General features: G+C 62.4%; 13 protein-coding genes. 6 read left to right on the plus strand and 7 right to left on the minus strand.

The annotated features are described in order from the left end of the window. The first annotated feature begins 39 nt into the window (after positions 1 to 39). The 4 genes from ACXR0M_RS06465 (at position 40) to ACXR0M_RS06480 (ending at position 6,012) form a co-directional block, all read left to right on the plus strand. Positions 40 to 1,446, plus strand: coding sequence for a sigma-54 interaction domain-containing protein (locus ACXR0M_RS06465; protein ID WP_458830981.1), 1,407 nt, complete (start codon positions 40 to 42; stop codon positions 1,444 to 1,446). Positions 1,447 to 1,738: 292 nt separating this feature from the next. Then, entirely contained in the window at positions 1,739 to 3,130 is a 1,392-nt protein-coding gene (locus ACXR0M_RS06470; protein WP_458830983.1) for a GntP family permease, read from the plus strand. Between the two features lie 7 nt (positions 3,131 to 3,137). Then, positions 3,138 to 3,911, plus strand: a complete 774-nt coding sequence (gene hbdH / locus ACXR0M_RS06475; RefSeq protein ID WP_027612662.1) for a 3-hydroxybutyrate dehydrogenase — start codon at positions 3,138 to 3,140, stop codon at positions 3,909 to 3,911. A 145-nt stretch (positions 3,912 to 4,056) separates the two neighbouring features. Next, entirely contained in the window at positions 4,057 to 6,012 is a 1,956-nt protein-coding gene (locus tag ACXR0M_RS06480) for an acetoacetate--CoA ligase (protein WP_458830985.1), read from the plus strand. A gap of 115 nt (positions 6,013 to 6,127) precedes the next feature. Here ACXR0M_RS06480 and ACXR0M_RS06485 read toward each other — a convergent pair whose 3' ends face one another. Next, on the minus strand, positions 6,128 to 7,240 hold the full coding sequence (locus ACXR0M_RS06485) for a PilT/PilU family type 4a pilus ATPase (protein WP_458830987.1): 1,113 nt from the start codon (positions 7,238 to 7,240) through the stop codon (positions 6,128 to 6,130). Positions 7,241 to 7,373: 133 nt separating this feature from the next. Between ACXR0M_RS06485 and ACXR0M_RS06490 the strand changes: the two genes are divergently transcribed. Then, positions 7,374 to 9,923, plus strand: a complete 2,550-nt coding sequence (locus ACXR0M_RS06490; protein ID WP_458830989.1) for a PAS domain-containing hybrid sensor histidine kinase/response regulator — start codon at positions 7,374 to 7,376, stop codon at positions 9,921 to 9,923. Positions 9,924 to 9,962: 39 nt separating this feature from the next. Next, positions 9,963 to 10,238, plus strand: coding sequence for a peptidylprolyl isomerase (locus ACXR0M_RS06495; protein WP_007912322.1), 276 nt, complete (start codon positions 9,963 to 9,965; stop codon positions 10,236 to 10,238). 113 nt (positions 10,239 to 10,351) lie between these two features. Here the strand turns inward: ACXR0M_RS06495 and ACXR0M_RS06500 are convergent, their stop codons facing one another. The 6 genes from ACXR0M_RS06500 to ACXR0M_RS06525 form a co-directional block, all read right to left on the minus strand. Beyond that, positions 10,352 to 11,287, minus strand: a complete 936-nt coding sequence (locus tag ACXR0M_RS06500) for a sugar kinase (RefSeq protein WP_458830992.1) — start codon at positions 11,285 to 11,287, stop codon at positions 10,352 to 10,354. 138 nt (positions 11,288 to 11,425) lie between these two features. Further along, positions 11,426 to 12,640, minus strand: a complete 1,215-nt coding sequence (locus ACXR0M_RS06505) for an amino acid deaminase (protein ID WP_458830994.1) — start codon at positions 12,638 to 12,640, stop codon at positions 11,426 to 11,428. Between the two features lie 40 nt (positions 12,641 to 12,680). Further along, positions 12,681 to 13,445, minus strand: coding sequence for an IclR family transcriptional regulator (locus ACXR0M_RS06510; RefSeq protein WP_458830996.1), 765 nt, complete (start codon positions 13,443 to 13,445; stop codon positions 12,681 to 12,683). A 140-nt stretch (positions 13,446 to 13,585) separates the two neighbouring features. Continuing rightward, positions 13,586 to 13,975 (minus strand): RidA family protein, encoded by a 390-nt coding sequence (locus ACXR0M_RS06515; RefSeq protein ID WP_007912330.1) that lies wholly within the window; start codon positions 13,973 to 13,975, stop codon positions 13,586 to 13,588. A 29-nt stretch (positions 13,976 to 14,004) separates the two neighbouring features. Further along, complete coding sequence (locus ACXR0M_RS06520) at positions 14,005 to 14,802, minus strand: amino acid ABC transporter ATP-binding protein (RefSeq protein WP_458830998.1); 798 nt, start codon at positions 14,800 to 14,802, stop codon at positions 14,005 to 14,007. Further along, positions 14,799 to 15,461: an amino acid ABC transporter permease gene (locus ACXR0M_RS06525; RefSeq protein WP_103302346.1), complete on the minus strand. Its 663-nt coding sequence runs from the start codon at positions 15,459 to 15,461 to the stop codon at positions 14,799 to 14,801. The genes ACXR0M_RS06520 and ACXR0M_RS06525 overlap by 4 nt, the downstream gene beginning before the upstream one ends. Between the last annotated feature and the right edge of the window lie 7 nt (positions 15,462 to 15,468).

Consider the following 15,468-nt stretch of genomic DNA (forward strand, 5'->3'; position numbering starts at 1 on the left):
GGCCCTCACAAACAACCCAAATTGCGGATCCCCCCAGCCATGAACACCACCGAAAGCCTCAAGGACTACCAACGGGTTCGTACGCTGGCGATCCGCTCGCTGTTCGAGATCATCGAGCAGTCCAGCGAAGGCACGGTGATTGTCGATCGGGACGCCAACATCGTCTGGATGAACGAGCGTTATGCCCGGCGCTTTGGTCTTGAGTCGGCGAAAAAAGCCATTGGCCAACCCTGCGAAAGCGTGATCCCCGGCAGTTTGTTGCGCGAAGTGGTGCGCACGGGCCGGCCGATCCTGCTGGACATGCAGGACACGCCAAAAGAGCCGCTGGTGGTGATGCGCCTGCCGATCCACGACGACGCCGGTGCGGTGATCGGCGCCATCGGTTTTGCCCTGTTCGATGAATTGCGCACGCTGTCGCCGATGCTCAAGCGCTACCTGAGCATGCAGGAGGAACTGGCTTCGACCCGATCCCTGCTGCGGGCCCGGCAGACCAAATACAACTTCGCCCATTTCATTGGCACCAGTGCCGCCAGCCTCGAAGTCAAACGCCGTGCCCGGCGCAGTGCGAGCACCGAGTCGCCGGTGTTGCTGCTCGGTGAAACCGGCACCGGCAAGGAGCTGCTGGCCCAGGCGATCCACAGCGCCTCGCCGCGTGCGCACAAAGCCTTCGTCAGCATCAACAGTGCGGCGATTCCCGAGGCGTTGCTGGAAGCCGAGTTTTTCGGCACCGCCCCCGGCGCCTTCACCGGCGCTGATCGCAAGGGCCGCACCGGCAAACTGCAGATCGCCCAGGGCGGTACGCTGTTTCTCGATGAGATCGGCGACATGCCGCTACCGCTGCAAAGCAAGCTGCTGCGGGTGTTACAGGAGAAGGAATTCGAACCGGTCGGCTCCAACGAGGTGATCCAGAGCGATGTACGGGTGATCGCGGCGACCTCGACCGACCTGCAGGCGGCGATCAAACGCGGCGAGTTTCGCGCCGACCTGTATTACCGCCTCAACGTCCTGCCGATCCAGGTTCCGCCATTGCGTGAACGCCTCGACGATCTGCCGGCGCTCAGCGAAGCGATCCTCGAAGAGTTGCGCAGTCAGCACGAACTGAGCCGCGCGGCACTGGAGTTGCTCGGCCAGCATGCGTGGCCGGGGAATATCCGCGAGCTGCGTAACGTACTGGAGCGTGCGGCGTTGCTCAGTGATGACCTGGTGCTGACTGACGAGGATATCCGCGCCGCGATTGGCACGTTCACTCCGGTTGAGCGCCCGTCGGTACCGACGCTGGAACCGTTGGCCGATGAGACGTTCGCGCAGGCGCGGGAGCGGTTTGATCGGCAGTTGATTCAGACCGCGCTGGCGCAATGTGCGGGGAACGTGCCGGCGGCGGCCAGGCGATTGGGGCTGGGGCGGTCGACGCTTTACAAGAAGATGGTCGCTTTGGGGATTGCTTAATCTCTTTATTGAGACATTGGTCTCTATTTTTAGATAGCCCGTTGAAGATCAAAAGATCGCAGCCTTCGGCAGCTCCTACAGGGGAAATCTGCATCCATCCTGTAGGAGCTGCCGAAGGCTGCGATCTTTTGATCTTAATCTGTCTCCATAACGAGACAAAATAATCTGATGGCGTCTATATAAGTCGCAAATCCCCATATATTTCAATCACTTAACCATCTGGCACAAATCTCGCTAAACACCCTCCAGCACCCGCTTCACCCACAAAAATAACAATCCCTGGAGACACACCATGAGTGTGATCATTGCCTTGGCAGCCCTCGCGCTGCTGATGCTTGCTGCCTACCGCGGCTACAGCGTCATCCTCTTCGCCCCGATCGCCGCCCTCGGCGCTGTTCTGCTTACCGATCCTTCCGCTGTTGCGCCCGCCTTTACCGGGGTGTTCATGGAAAAAATGGTCGGTTTCATCAAACTGTATTTCCCGGTATTCCTGCTCGGTGCGGTGTTCGGCAAGTTGATCGAGTTATCGGGGTTTTCCCGCTCGATCGTGGCCGCAGCGATTCGGCTGCTCGGCACCCGTCAAGCGATGCTGGTAATCGTACTGGTTTGCGCCCTGCTCACTTACGGCGGCGTGTCGCTGTTCGTGGTGGTGTTTGCGGTGTATCCGTTTGCCGCCGAGATGTTCCGCCAGAGCAATATTCCCAAACGCCTCATCCCGGCGACCATCGCCCTCGGCGCGTTTTCGTTCACCATGGACGCCCTGCCCGGCACGCCGCAGATCCAGAACATCATCCCCAGCACGTTCTTCAACACCACCGCGTGGGCCGCGCCGTGGCTGGGGGTGATCGGCACGATTTTCGTGTTCTGCGCCGGCATGCTGTTCCTCCAGCGTCAGCGCAACAAAGCGCAGCGCGCTGGCGAGGGTTATGGCACCGAGTTGCGTAACGAGCCGGAAACCGCCGAAGACCTCAAGCTGCCCAACCCGTGGATCGCCCTGTCGCCGCTGCTGGCGGTGGGTATCATGAACCTGCTGTTCACCCAGTGGATTCCGCAGTGGTATGGCAAAACCCACAGCCTCGCGCTGGCGGGCATGGCCACGCCAGTGACCACGGACATCGCCAAACTCACGGCGATCTGGGCGGTACAGGCGGCGCTGCTGGTGGGAATCGTGATGGTGCTGGCGTTCGGCTTCACGGCGATTCGCAGCAAACTCGCCGAAGGCAGCAAAAGCGCGGTCAGCGGCGCATTGCTGGCGGCGATGAACACCGCTTCGGAATACGGTTTCGGCGCGGTGATCGCCTCATTACCGGGCTTTCTGGTGCTGGCCGACTGGCTCAAGCAAATCCCCAATCCGCTGGTCAACGAAGCGATCACCGTGACTTTACTCGCCGGTATCACCGGTTCCGCCTCGGGCGGCATGAGCATTGCGCTGGCGGCGATGTCCGAGCAGTTCATCGCGGCGGCGCATGCGGCGAATATTCCGCTGGAAGTGCTGCACCGCGTGGCAGCCATGGCCAGCGGCGGCATGGACACCCTGCCGCACAACGGCGCGGTGATCACCCTGCTGGCGGTCACCGGCCTGACCCACCGTGAAGCCTACAAAGACATTTTCTGTATTACGCTGATCAAGACCCTGGCGGTCTTCGTCGTGATCGGCACTTTCTACGCCACTGGCATTGTGTGAGGTATTGATGACCACTCTTTCCGGCAAGACCGCACTGGTTACCGGCTCCACCAGCGGCATCGGCCTGGGCATCGCCCTGAGCCTGGCCAAGGCCGGCGCCAACCTGATCCTCAACGGTTTCGGCGATGCGTCGAGCGTGATCGCCGAAGTCGGCCAGTTCGGCGGCAAGGTCGGCCATCACCCGGCGGACGTCAGCGACCCGGCACAGATTGCCGAGATGATCGCTTACGCCGAACGCGAATTCGGCGGCGTCGACATTCTGGTGAACAACGCGGGCATTCAGCATGTGGCTGCGGTGGAGGAGTTCCCGGTGGAGCGCTGGGACTCGATCATCGCGATCAACCTGTCGTCGGTGTTCCACAGCACCCGCCTGAGCCTGCCGGGGATGCGCGCCAAGGGCTGGGGACGGATCGTCAACATTGCCTCAGTGCACGGTCAGGTCGGTTCGACCGGCAAGGCGGCGTATGTCGCGGCCAAGCACGGGGTGATCGGTTTGACCAAAGTGGTCGGCCTGGAAACGGCCACCAGCAACGTCACCTGCAACGCGATCTGCCCGGGCTGGGTGCTGACGCCGCTGGTGCAGAAGCAGATCGACGACCGTGCGGCCAAAGGTGTCGACCCGCAGCAGGCACAGCATGATTTGTTGGCGGAGAAACAGCCGTCGCTGGAATTCGTCACGCCGCAGCATCTGGGGGAGCTGGTGCTGTTTTTATGCAGCGAGGCAGGTAGTCAGGTACGGGGGGCGGCGTGGAATATTGATGGGGGGTGGTTGGCGCAATAACCAACGAGACCGCGTTATCGTTCATCGCGGGCAAGCCTCGCTCCCACAGGTTTTGTGTTGATCGCAGATGTTGTGGCAACCACCAGACCTGTGGGAGCGTGGCTTGCCCGCGAAGGGGTCTGAAGATAAAACAAGAGGCACACCAATGTCCGACATTCTCTGGCAACCCGATGCCGAGCGTATCGCCCGATCGCGCATGGATCAGTTCCGACGCGACATCAATCAGCGGCATGGTCTGGCCTTGAGCAGCTACGCCGACCTGCACCGCTGGAGCGTCGAACAACGCGAGGCGTTCTGGCAGGCGATCGTCGATTTTTTCGACATTCGCTTTCACAGCCAGCCCGACGCCGTGCTGCGTGAAGGCGCGCACATGCCCAGCGCCGAGTGGTTTCCCGGCGCGACCCTGAACTTTGCCGAACACCTGCTGCGCCGCCGTGACGATGCCGTCGCGGTGATTGCCGTGGCGGAAAACGGTCAGCGCGAGCAACTGACCTGGGCCGAACTGGCCGCGCAAGTCAGCGGTTTTCAAGCCAGCCTGCAAGCCGCGGGTGTCGGCCTCGGTGACCGCGTGGCGGCGTGCATGCCCAATACCTGGCAGACCCTGGTGGCAATGCTCGCAACCACCAGCCTCGGCGCGATCTGGTCGTGCTCGTCGCCGGACTTCGGCACCCACGGGGTGATCGACCGCTTCGGCCAGATCGAACCCAAAGTGCTGATCACCTGCGCCGGCTACCGCTACGCCGGCAAAGACATCGACCAGACCGGCAAGCTCAACGAAATCCTTGCGCAACTGCCATCGCTGCAACAGTTGATCATCGTGCCCTACGCCCGCGAACAGACGCGCACCGAGGATTACCGCAGTCGTGCCAACGTGACCTTGTGGGACGACTTTTACGAACCCGGTGGCAAACCGCAATTTGTCCCGGTGCCGTTCCATCATCCGCTGTACGTGCTGTATTCCAGCGGCACCACCGGCGTGCCGAAATGCATCGTGCACAGCACCGGCGGTGTGCTGCTGCAGCATGTAAAGGAGCACGGCCTGCATGTCGATCTCGGCCCCGGCGAGCGCTTGTTCTACTACACCACGTGCGGCTGGATGATGTGGAACTGGCTGGTCTCGGCCCTCGCGGTCGGCAGTGCAATCGTGCTGTACGACGGCTCGCCGTTTCATCCGGATCACCAACGCCTGCTCGACCTGATCGACGATGAACGCATCAGCGTGTTCGGCACCAGTCCGAAGTTCCTTGCGACACTGGAAAGCAGCGGCGCCAAACCCGCGCAAAGCCATGATCTGAGCAGCCTGAAGACCTTGCTTTGCACCGGTTCGGCGCTGTCGCCGCAGAGTTACGATTTCGTTTATCGCGACTTCAAGCGCGATCTGTGCCTGGCGTCGATGTCGGGCGGCACCGATGTGGTCTCATGTTTCGTCAACGGCAACCCGCTGTCGGCAGTGCGGCGCGGCGAAATCATGGGCAAGAGCCTGGGCATGGCGGTTGAAGTCTGGAATGACGCAGGTGTGGCGGTGGTCGGCGAGAAAGGCGAACTTGTCTGTACCCGGCATTTTCCGGCGATGCCCATCGGGCTTTGGCACGACGAGGATGGCGAAAAGCTGCGCAAATCCTATTTCAGTCTGTTCCCCGGTGTCTGGGCGCAGGGCGACTACGCCGAGCAATTGCCCCACGGCGGGATGCTGATCCACGGCCGCTCCGACGCGGTGCTGAATCCTGGCGGTGTGCGCATCGGCACGGCGGAAATCTACCGTCAGGTGGAAAAAGTCCCGCAGGTGCTGGACAGCGTGGCCATCGGGCAGCAATGGCAGGACGATGTGCGCGTGGTGCTGTTCGTGCGTCTGCAGGAGGGCGTGACGCTGGATGAGCCACTGCAACAGCAGATCCGCCAGGTGATCCGCGCCAACACCACGCCGCGCCATGTGCCGGCGAAGATCGTCGCGGTCAGCGACATTCCGCGCACCATCAGCGGCAAAGTGGTCGAACTCGCCGTGCGCAATGTGGTGCATGGCGAGCCGGTGAAGAACACCGATGCGCTGGCCAATCCCGAGGCGCTGGAGCAGTTTCGGGATCTCCCGGAGCTGGCGGATTAACCCGCCATCCCTTGTGTGGGAGCGGGCTTGCTCGCGAAAGCGGTGTATCAGTAAGCGATGATGTCGGCTGACACTCCGCTTTCGCGAGCAAGCCCGCTCCCACAAGGGTGAGGTGTCAGTCCATCAGGCCCCATTCGCCCGATGCCGATGGTGCCGGCGCCGGCCCTGCTTCGGCATGCAGCTTCAGGCGCAGGCGCAGGTTGTTTTGTGAATCGGCATGCTTGAGCGCCTCGTCTTCGCTGATCACCCCGTCCACCACCAGCGCGTACAGCGCTGCATCGAACGTCTGCATGCCGAGCTCGGCGGATTTTTCCATGATGCCCTTGAGTTCGCCCAGTTCATTGCGGCGGATCAGGTCGCCGACGGTCGGCGTGCCCAGCATCACTTCCACCGCCGCGCGCCGCTGCCCGTCCAGCGTACGCACCAGCCGTTGCGAGACAAACGCCTTGAGATTGTTGCCCAGCGCATGCAGCAGTTGCGGGCGGCGCTCTTCGGTGAACAGATTGACGATGCGCTCCAGCGCCTGATTGGCGTTGTGCGCGTGCAGCGTCGACAGCACCAGATGCCCGGTGTCGGCGAACGCCAGCGCATGCTCCATGGTTTCGCGGTCGCGGATTTCGCCGATCAGCACCACGTCCGGGGCCTGGCGCAGGGTGTTTTTCAGCGCGGCCTGAAAACTGCGGGTGTCGACCCCGACTTCGCGCTGATTGATGATCGAGCGCTGGTGGCGATGGATATACTCCACCGGGTCTTCGATGGTGATGATGTGCCCGCTGCTGTGCCGGTTGCGGTGATCGATCAGCGCCGCCAGCGAAGTGGATTTGCCCGAATCGGTAGCGCCGACAAACAGGATCAGCCCTTGCTTGAGCATCACCGTTTCCAGCAGCACCGGCGGCAGCTTCAGGTCTTCGAAGCGCGGGATATCGAGTTTGACGTTGCGGATCACGATCGACACGTCGTTGCGTTGTTTGAAGATATTCACCCGAAAGCGCCCGACCCCGGTGCGCGAAATTGCCAGGTTCATCTCCAGATCCCGATCGAACTCGCGCCGTTGCTCGGCGTCCATCAGGGAGTGGGCGATGGCCTGGACTTCGCCGGGCTTGAACGGACGGTCGCCGAACGGCGTCAGCACCCCGTCGATGCGCGCACTCGGTGGCGCCCCGGTGGACAGGAACAGGTCGGAGCCGTGCTGGCTCGACAGGCGGATCAACAGTGCATCGATTTCCATGGCAAAAAGCACCCGCGCAGCATTCAATGAACAGAAATGAACCCGTGTCGTGACGTAACAGGCCATACAGCGTCTACCGCAAGTGCAAGAATAGTAGACGCCGCCGCACTGACCGATGCTCAGGATAGACGTGATGAACGCAACTCCCACCCCCGATGACGCGCAAGCCCTGATCGCCCGCACCGACTGGAGTCGCACGCCGTTGGGCGCCGCCGGCACCTGGCCGCAAAGCCTGCGCACCGCGGTGGATATCGTGATTCATTCGCCGATGCCGATGCTGCTGTTGTGGGGGCCGCAGCTCACGCAGATCTACAACAACGGCTTTGCGATGCTCGCCGGGAGCAAGCATCCACACGCTTTCGGACAGCCGGCGCACCTTATATGGCCGGAACTTCAGGACTTTACCGACCCGATTTATCGAGCCGTCCTACAAGGCCAGGTGCGCACCTACAGCGAACGGCGCTTTACCCTGCAACGCGAAGGCAAGGAATCCGACTTCTGGCTGGACCTGACCTACAGCCCGATCCGCGACGAGAACGCGCAGGTGGCCGGTATTCTGGTCACCGCCATCGAAACCAACGAACGCCGGCGCATCGCCCTCGAACTGCAGCGGCGCTCGGAAGAAAGCCTCAAGGCCCAGCGCGACACCGAAGAGCGCCTGCAACTGGCGCTGGCCGCCACCGACGCGGTGGGCACCTGGGATTGGGACATTGGCGAAGACCGCTTCATCGCCGATGCGCATTTCGCCCAACTGCACGGCGTCGATCCGGCGCAGGCCAGTCAGTTGCCGATCACTGAATACCTGCAAGGCGTGCACCCCGAAGATCGCGCGCTGATCGCCCGCAGCATCAAACATTGCATCACCCACGGCACCGAGTACGCCGAGGAATATCGCCTGCTGCGCGCCGACGGCGAGCTGCGTTGGGTGTTCGCGCGGGGCCGCTGCTACAAGGATCACCACGGCCGGCCGATGCGTTTTCTTGGCGCGGCGCTGGACCTGACCGAGCGCAAACACACCGAGCAGGCGCTGCGCCAGAGCCAGACCGAGTTGCAGCTGATCATCAACGCAATGCCGATCCTCATCAGTTACGTCGACCATGAGCAACGCTTTCGCCTGAACAACGCCGCTTACCTGGACTGGTACGGACTGACCCCGCAGGAACTCTATGGCCGCACCATTCGCGAGGTGATCGGCGAAGAAGCCTACTTCCTGCGCGCCCCCTACATTGCCGAAGCACTGGCCGGACGGCCCTGCTCGTTCAGCCTGTACACCCCGCATCGCGACGGCAGCAATCGTCACGCGCTGATGAATTACCTGCCGCGCCTCGGCCCCGATGGCGCGGTCAATGGCTTCTATATTTTCGTGATCGACGAGAGCGAACGGAAAAAGACCGAAGAAGCCCTGCGCGATCTCAATGAAACCCTGGAAGAACGGGTCAGCGCCCGCACCGAACAACTGGCCCAGGCCAATCAGCGCCTGCAGAACGAGATGTTCGAACGTGAGCGCGCCGAGGATGCGCTGCGCCACGCGCAGAAAATGGAAGCGGTCGGCCAGCTTACCGGCGGGATCGCCCACGACTTCAACAACATGCTCACCGGGATCATCGGCAGCCTCGACCTGATGCAGCGCTACATCGCCGACGGTCGAGCCAATGAGATCGGGCGCTTTGCCGACGCGGCGGTATCATCGGCCAATCGCGCCGCCGCCCTGACCCATCGCCTGCTGGCGTTCTCCCGGCGCCAGTCGCTGGACCGCAAGACCCTCGACGTCAACGAGCTGATTCATTCGCTGGAGGATTTGATCCGCCGCACCAAAGGCGATCCGATCGGCCTGACCCTGCGCCTGGCCGACGCCGTATGGCCGATCAGCACCGACGTCAGCCAACTGGAAAATGCCCTGCTCAATCTGGTGATCAACGCCCGCGATGCGATGCCCAACGGCGGCGAGCTGCTGATCGAAACCGCCAACGTCTACCTCGATGGCAGCGACATCACCACCCTCGAACCGGTCAAGGCCGGCGACTACCTGATGCTGGCGGTCAGCGACAACGGCACCGGCATGACCCCTTCGGTGCGGGCCAAGGCCTTCGATCCGTTCTTCACCACCAAACCGATCGGCCAGGGCACCGGGCTGGGGCTGTCGATGATCTATGGCTTTGCCCAGCAGTCCGGCGGCCATGTCAGCCTCGACAGCCTGCCGGATCAGGGCACCTGCGTGCGTTTGTACCTGCCGCGCCTGAACCTGCTGGAACCGGAACGCCCAGCGGTGGAAACCGTCAGCGCTACGCCAACAGCGACCTCCGGGGAAACCGTGGTGGTGGTCGAAGATGACCCGGCGGTGCGCATGCTGGTTCTCGACCTGCTCAAGGAGCTGGGTTACCTCGCCCACGAAGCCGCCGACGCCAGCGCCGCCCTGCCCCTGCTGGAATCGGCAATGCGCGTGGACCTGCTGGTGACCGACGTCGGCCTGCCGGGCATGAACGGCCGGCAACTGGCGGAGATCGCCCGCCAGCATCGTCCGGGCCTGAAAGTGCTGTTCATGACCGGTTACGCGCAGAAAGCCGCCGAGCGCCAAGGCTTTCTCGAGGAGGGCATGGACATGGTCGCCAAGCCGTTCACTATTGAGCTGCTGGCGAACAAGATCCGCACGATGATCAACCAGACGCCGCCACTTGAGGCATAATCCCGCGCCCCGCCGTCACCCCGTTACAGGTATCGCACAATGAAAGCCCAAGCCCGCCACATTCTGGTGAAAACCGCCGAAGAGGCCGAACAGCTCAAACAACGCATTGCCAAAGGCGAAGCGTTCGATGTGCTGGCGAAGAAATTCTCCACCTGCCCGTCCGGCAAGCGCGGCGGCGATCTGGGTGAAGTGCGGCCGGGGCAGATGGTCGGCGCCATTGATGCGGTGATCTTCAAGAAACCGTTGCGCACGGTGCATGGGCCGATCAAGAGCAAGTTTGGTTATCACCTGGTGCAGGTGTTTTACCGCGATTGATGTGATTGGCGCACCTCCCCTGTAGGAGCTGCCGAAGGCTGCGATCTTTTGATTTTGTTTTTTAAGATCAAGATCAAAAGATCGCAGCCTGCGGCAGCTCCTACAGGGGTATGTCACGTTCTGGGGATCAGGGCGCCCGGAAACTGGATGACCCGGCTCGCTAGCAAATGCCCGGCCTGCGCCGCTTCAACCGGATTGCCCCCGAGTAACCGCCGCGCCAGATACGCCGCACTGAACGAATCTCCCGCCGCCGTGGTGTCCACGACCTTCTCGACCTTTTGCGCCGGCACTTCGAATGCCTCGCCATCACAGCGAATCAGACAGGCCTCAGCCCCGCGCTTGAGCACCACCTCCGGCGTGCCGAATACCGAGTAAGCGGCAAACAACTCCGCGCAATCGGCAAAGCCAAACAGCGCCTGCTCGTCGTCCACCGTCAGCAACGCCAGATCGACATAAGGCAACACGCTGCGATAGGCCGTACGCGCGTCTTCGACCGAGGCCCACAGGCGTGGTCGGTAGTTGTTGTCGAAGACGATGCGCGCATCACGCTGCCGCGCCTCGATCAGGGTCTGGATCAGTTTTGCCCGGCCCTGCGCACCGAGCACGGCCAAGGTGATACCGCTGAAATACAGCACATCGTAATCGGCCAGCGCCGCGAGAATCGGTGCGGCCGCCGGGGTGGTGAAGCAGTCGCGCACCGCCGCTTCGTTGCGCCAGTAGAGGAAACGCCGCTCACCGTTGGCATCGGTCTGGATGCAATACAAACCCGGCAGGCGACCGGGCAGACGTTGCACGAGTTCCAGGCCAATGCCTTCATCGGCCCAGCTCTGGCACATCGCATCGCTGAAACTGTCATCGCCGAGCGCGGTGACGTAGTCCACTTGCGCTTGATCGCCGAGGGCGCGGGACAGATACACCGCAGTGTTCAAGGTATCGCCGCCAAAACTCTGCTGCAGGCTGCCGTCGGCACGCTGCTGGAGTTCGATCATGCACTCGCCGATCAGGGCGATGCGCGGGGTGTTCGGGCCGAGGGGGCTGAGGGTGGTCATGGGTGGTGTCTCTGGTAGATCGATGGTGTTTGAGCTGGCCTCATCGCTGGCAAGCCAGCTCCCACACAGTCCTCACCGCTCATGAGATCCCTGTGGGAGCTGGCTTGCCAGCGATTGGCCGTAACTCGGTGTCAGGCCTTAGAAACAGGTCTCCATGCTCTCAACCACCGCCAGTTGCTCATCCACCAGCAACCCCACCCGCCACTTGTCGAAGGTCAGGCACGGATGCGAAGTGCCGAAAGCAATGATGTCGCCCACCCGCAACGCAACCCCCGGCGCCACCGTCATGAACGCATGCTGGTCCATCACCGCCGTCACCTTGCACGCGCCCACATCATCGCCCACCGCTGGCAGCACTCCGGCTTTGTAACGCAGCAACGGCACCGGCAAACCGGCATCGTAGGCCACATCGCGTTTGCCCAGGGCGATCACCGCAAAGCCCGGCTCCGGCAACGATTGCACATGCGCCCAGACTTCCAGCGCCGGACGCAGGCCTTCGTGCAAGTCGTTGCGACGGTCGAGCACGCAGCACTGCGCTTCCTTGTAGATGCCATGGTCGTGGGCCACATAGCTACCCGGGCGCAGTACGCTGAGGAAGCGCCCGCTGGCGTTCTGCGCTTCGAACGACTCGGCGATCAGGTCGTACCACGCCGAGCCCGAGGCGGTGATGATCGGCTTGGGAATGGCGAACGCGCCGCTGTCCTGCAACTGCACTGCCAGGCGCACCAGCGACGCGGCGAATTCGCGAATGCCGCTGACCGCATGATCGCCGTGGATCACCCCTTCGTAACCCTCGATGCCGGTCAGGGCCAGCGCCGGCTGCGCATTGATCGCCCGGGCCAGTTCGATGACTTCCTGTTCGCTGCGGCAACCGCAACGGCCGCCGACAACGCCGTACTCGATCATCACGTTCAGCTTGACCCCGCGCGAGGCGAAGTAGGCGCCGAGATCGGCGACGTTGTCCGGGTGATCGACCATGCAATAGAAATCGAACGCGGGGTCCGCCAGCAGATCGGCAATCAGCGCCATGTTCGGCGTGCCGACCAGTTGGTTGGCCATCAGCACCCGGCGCACGCCGTGGGCATAGGCGGCGCGGGTCTGCGTGGCGCTGGCCAGCGTGATGCCCCAGGCGCCGGCGTCGAGCTGACGTTTGAACAGCGCCGGGGTCATGCTGGTCTTGCCGTGTGGCGCCAGCTCCGCGCCGCTGGCACTGACGAACGTCTGCATCCAGCGAATGTTGTGCTCCAGCGCCTCGCGGTGCAGCACCAGCGCCGGCAGGCTGACGTCACGCACCAGCAGCGCGCCGACGGCGGCATCGCCCTTTTCTACAGCAGAATCGATGGCAGTGGTCATGGTCGAACTCCTCACTGTCGCGGCCGGCAGGCAGCCGCGGTTATTCGTTGATGCGCCGGGCGAGGCTGTTGGCGCTGTCGATCAGCACCCGGCGATAGGCGTCGTAATTGTTTTTCGCATCGGCCCGTGGGGCGACGATGCACAGGGTGCAGATGGCCACGCCGCTCGGATCTTTGACCGGGGCCGCGAAGCAATGGGTGAAGGTGTCGGCGACGCTGTCGAACGAGAAGAAACCGTCGCTGCCGGCCTGACGGATCTCCGCCAGAAAGCGCTGCAGCGGCAGGCGTTCGCCGTCGGGCAGGATGTAGTCGTCTTCGTCGATCAGGTCGATGATCTGTTGGTCGCTCAAATGCGCCAGCAGCAGGCGCCCGGACGCGGTCCACGGGATTGGCGCGTTTTCGCCGATGTCGGAAGAAATGCGGAAATGCCGCTCGCCCTCCTTCATCAGCGCCACCGTGTATTTGCGCCCGTTGAGCAGGCACATCTGCGCGGTTTCGCGGGTCTGGCTGACGATCTCCTGCAAGGCGTGATCGGCCTCGCGGCTAAGATCGAAATGGCGCAGGTGGGCCTGGCCGAGGAAGTACAACTGGCGACCGAGATAGACGTGACCGTCCTTGCCCACCGGCTCCAGAATCCGCCGTTCGAGCAGCGAAGCGACCAGCTCGTAGACCGTGGATTTCGGGCTGCCGATGCCGTTGGCGATGTCGTTCGGACGCAGCGGCTGGCCGATTTCCTTGAGAAAATCGAGGATATCGAACGCCCGGTCCAGACCACGGGCCCGGCGTTTGATGGTGTCTTCGGTCATGTCAGTGGTTCCCATAAAAGTTGCCGGAATGGTAACCGGGCCATCCTGTTGTGTCAGTGAGATTGCCACCCTCACCCCCCGCCCTCTCCCTTGGGAGAGGGTTAGGGTGAGGGGCTGAGGCCTAAGCAACGCAGCAATTTTCAAGCCTTCTTCTTGTAGGCAATGCAGTCGATCTCGACCTTGCAATCAACCATCATGCTCGCCTGCACACAGGCCCGTGCCGGGGCGTGTTCGGGTTTGAAGTACTCGCCGAAAACCTTGTTGAAGCTGCTGAAATCCCGCGGATCGTCCAGCCACACGCCGGCTCGCACCACGTCTTCGAGGCCATAACCGGCCTCTTCGAGAATCGCGATCAGATTCTTCATGGTCTGATGGGTCTGCTCGACGATACCGCCAACGATGATCTCGCCGTCCACCGCCGGCACCTGGCCGGACACGTGCAGCCAGCCATCCGCTTCAACGGCGCGGGCGAATGGACGGGGCTGGCCACCCGCTGCGGTGCTGCCGGTGCCGTAACGCGTAATGCTCATGGGTACTTCTCCTGATAACAAATCGAAAATTAAAACCGCGTGCTCTTGAGAAACTCGGCCAGACGCGGCGATTGCGGGCGTTCGAACAGTTCCTTGGGAGGCCCCTGCTCTTCGATCCGCCCCTGATTCATGAAAACGATCTTGTCCGAGACCTCGAAGGCAAAGCGCATCTCGTGGGTCACCAGCAACATGGTCATGCCGTCCTCGGCCAGGCCCTTGATCACGTTAAGCACCTCGCCGACCAGCTCCGGATCGAGGGCCGAAGTGACCTCGTCGAACAGCATCAGACTCGGGTTCATCGCAATCGCCCGGGCAATCGCCACGCGCTGTTGCTGGCCGCCGGACAACTGCCCGGGAAAGTGATTGCGCCGCTCCAGCAGCCCGACCCGCTCCAGCCATTTCTCGGCCAGCGCGACAGCCTGGTCCTTGTGCATCTTCTTCACCTTGAGCAAACCGAGGGTGACGTTCTGCAACGCGGTCAGGTGCGGGAACAGGTTGAATTGCTGGAAGGCCATGCCGGTCATTGCCCGGTGACGAGCGATGACTTTCTCGGCGTGGCGCACGCGTTTGCCGCCGACCTGGTCATAACCGATCGACTCGCCGTCGAGCAGGATCTGCCCGCCCTGGAACTCTTCGAGCATATTCACGCAGCGCAGCAGCGTGGTCTTGCCCGAGCCGCTGGAGCCGATCAGCGTCACGACGTTGCCACGCTGCATGCTCAGATCGACGCCCTTGAGCACTTCGACCGCGCCGTACTGTTTGTGCAGGCCACGGATATCCAGCAGCGGCTGGCCGTTGGCAACGTTGGAAACTTGAGCTTGAGTCATGGCAAGGCCACCCGCTTTTCAATGTGCCGGCCGAGTAATTCGATGCCGTAGTTGATGACGAAGAACAGAAAACCGGCGAACAGGTAGAACTCCAGGGTCATGAAGGTCCGGGCGATGATCTGTTGGGTGCTGAGTAGCAGTTCGGCGACGCCGATCACCGAGAGCAAGGTCGAGGCCTTGACGATTTCGGTGGACGAGTTGACCCAGGTCGGCAGGATTTGCCGCAACGCCTGGGGCAACAATACGTAGCCGAGGGATTGGTAGAACGTCAGGCCGATGGCCTTGCTGGCTTCCATCTGTCCGCGTGGCAATGCCTGCAGCGCGCCGCGGACAATCTCGGCAACGTGCGAGCCGCAGAACAGGGTCAGGCCCAAGGCACCGGCCTGAAATGCGCTGATTTGCCAGCCCAGTGCCGGCGCCATATAGAAGCAGGCCAGCACCAGCACAAACACGGGTGTGCCACGAATCAGGTCGACATAAAAGCGGAACGGCGCGCGCATCCAGAACCGGCCGTAAGTCAGCACCAGACCGGTGACGACGCCAAGCAGCGTGCCAAACAGAATCGCCAGCGCCGACACCTGCACACTGGTGAGAAAGCCTTGCAGCAATGTCTCGCGAGCGACCCACAACTCATGCAGCCAACTGGGGGATTGGTACATCGCAGCC

The organism is Pseudomonas sp. Eth.TT006 (assembly GCF_054456575.1).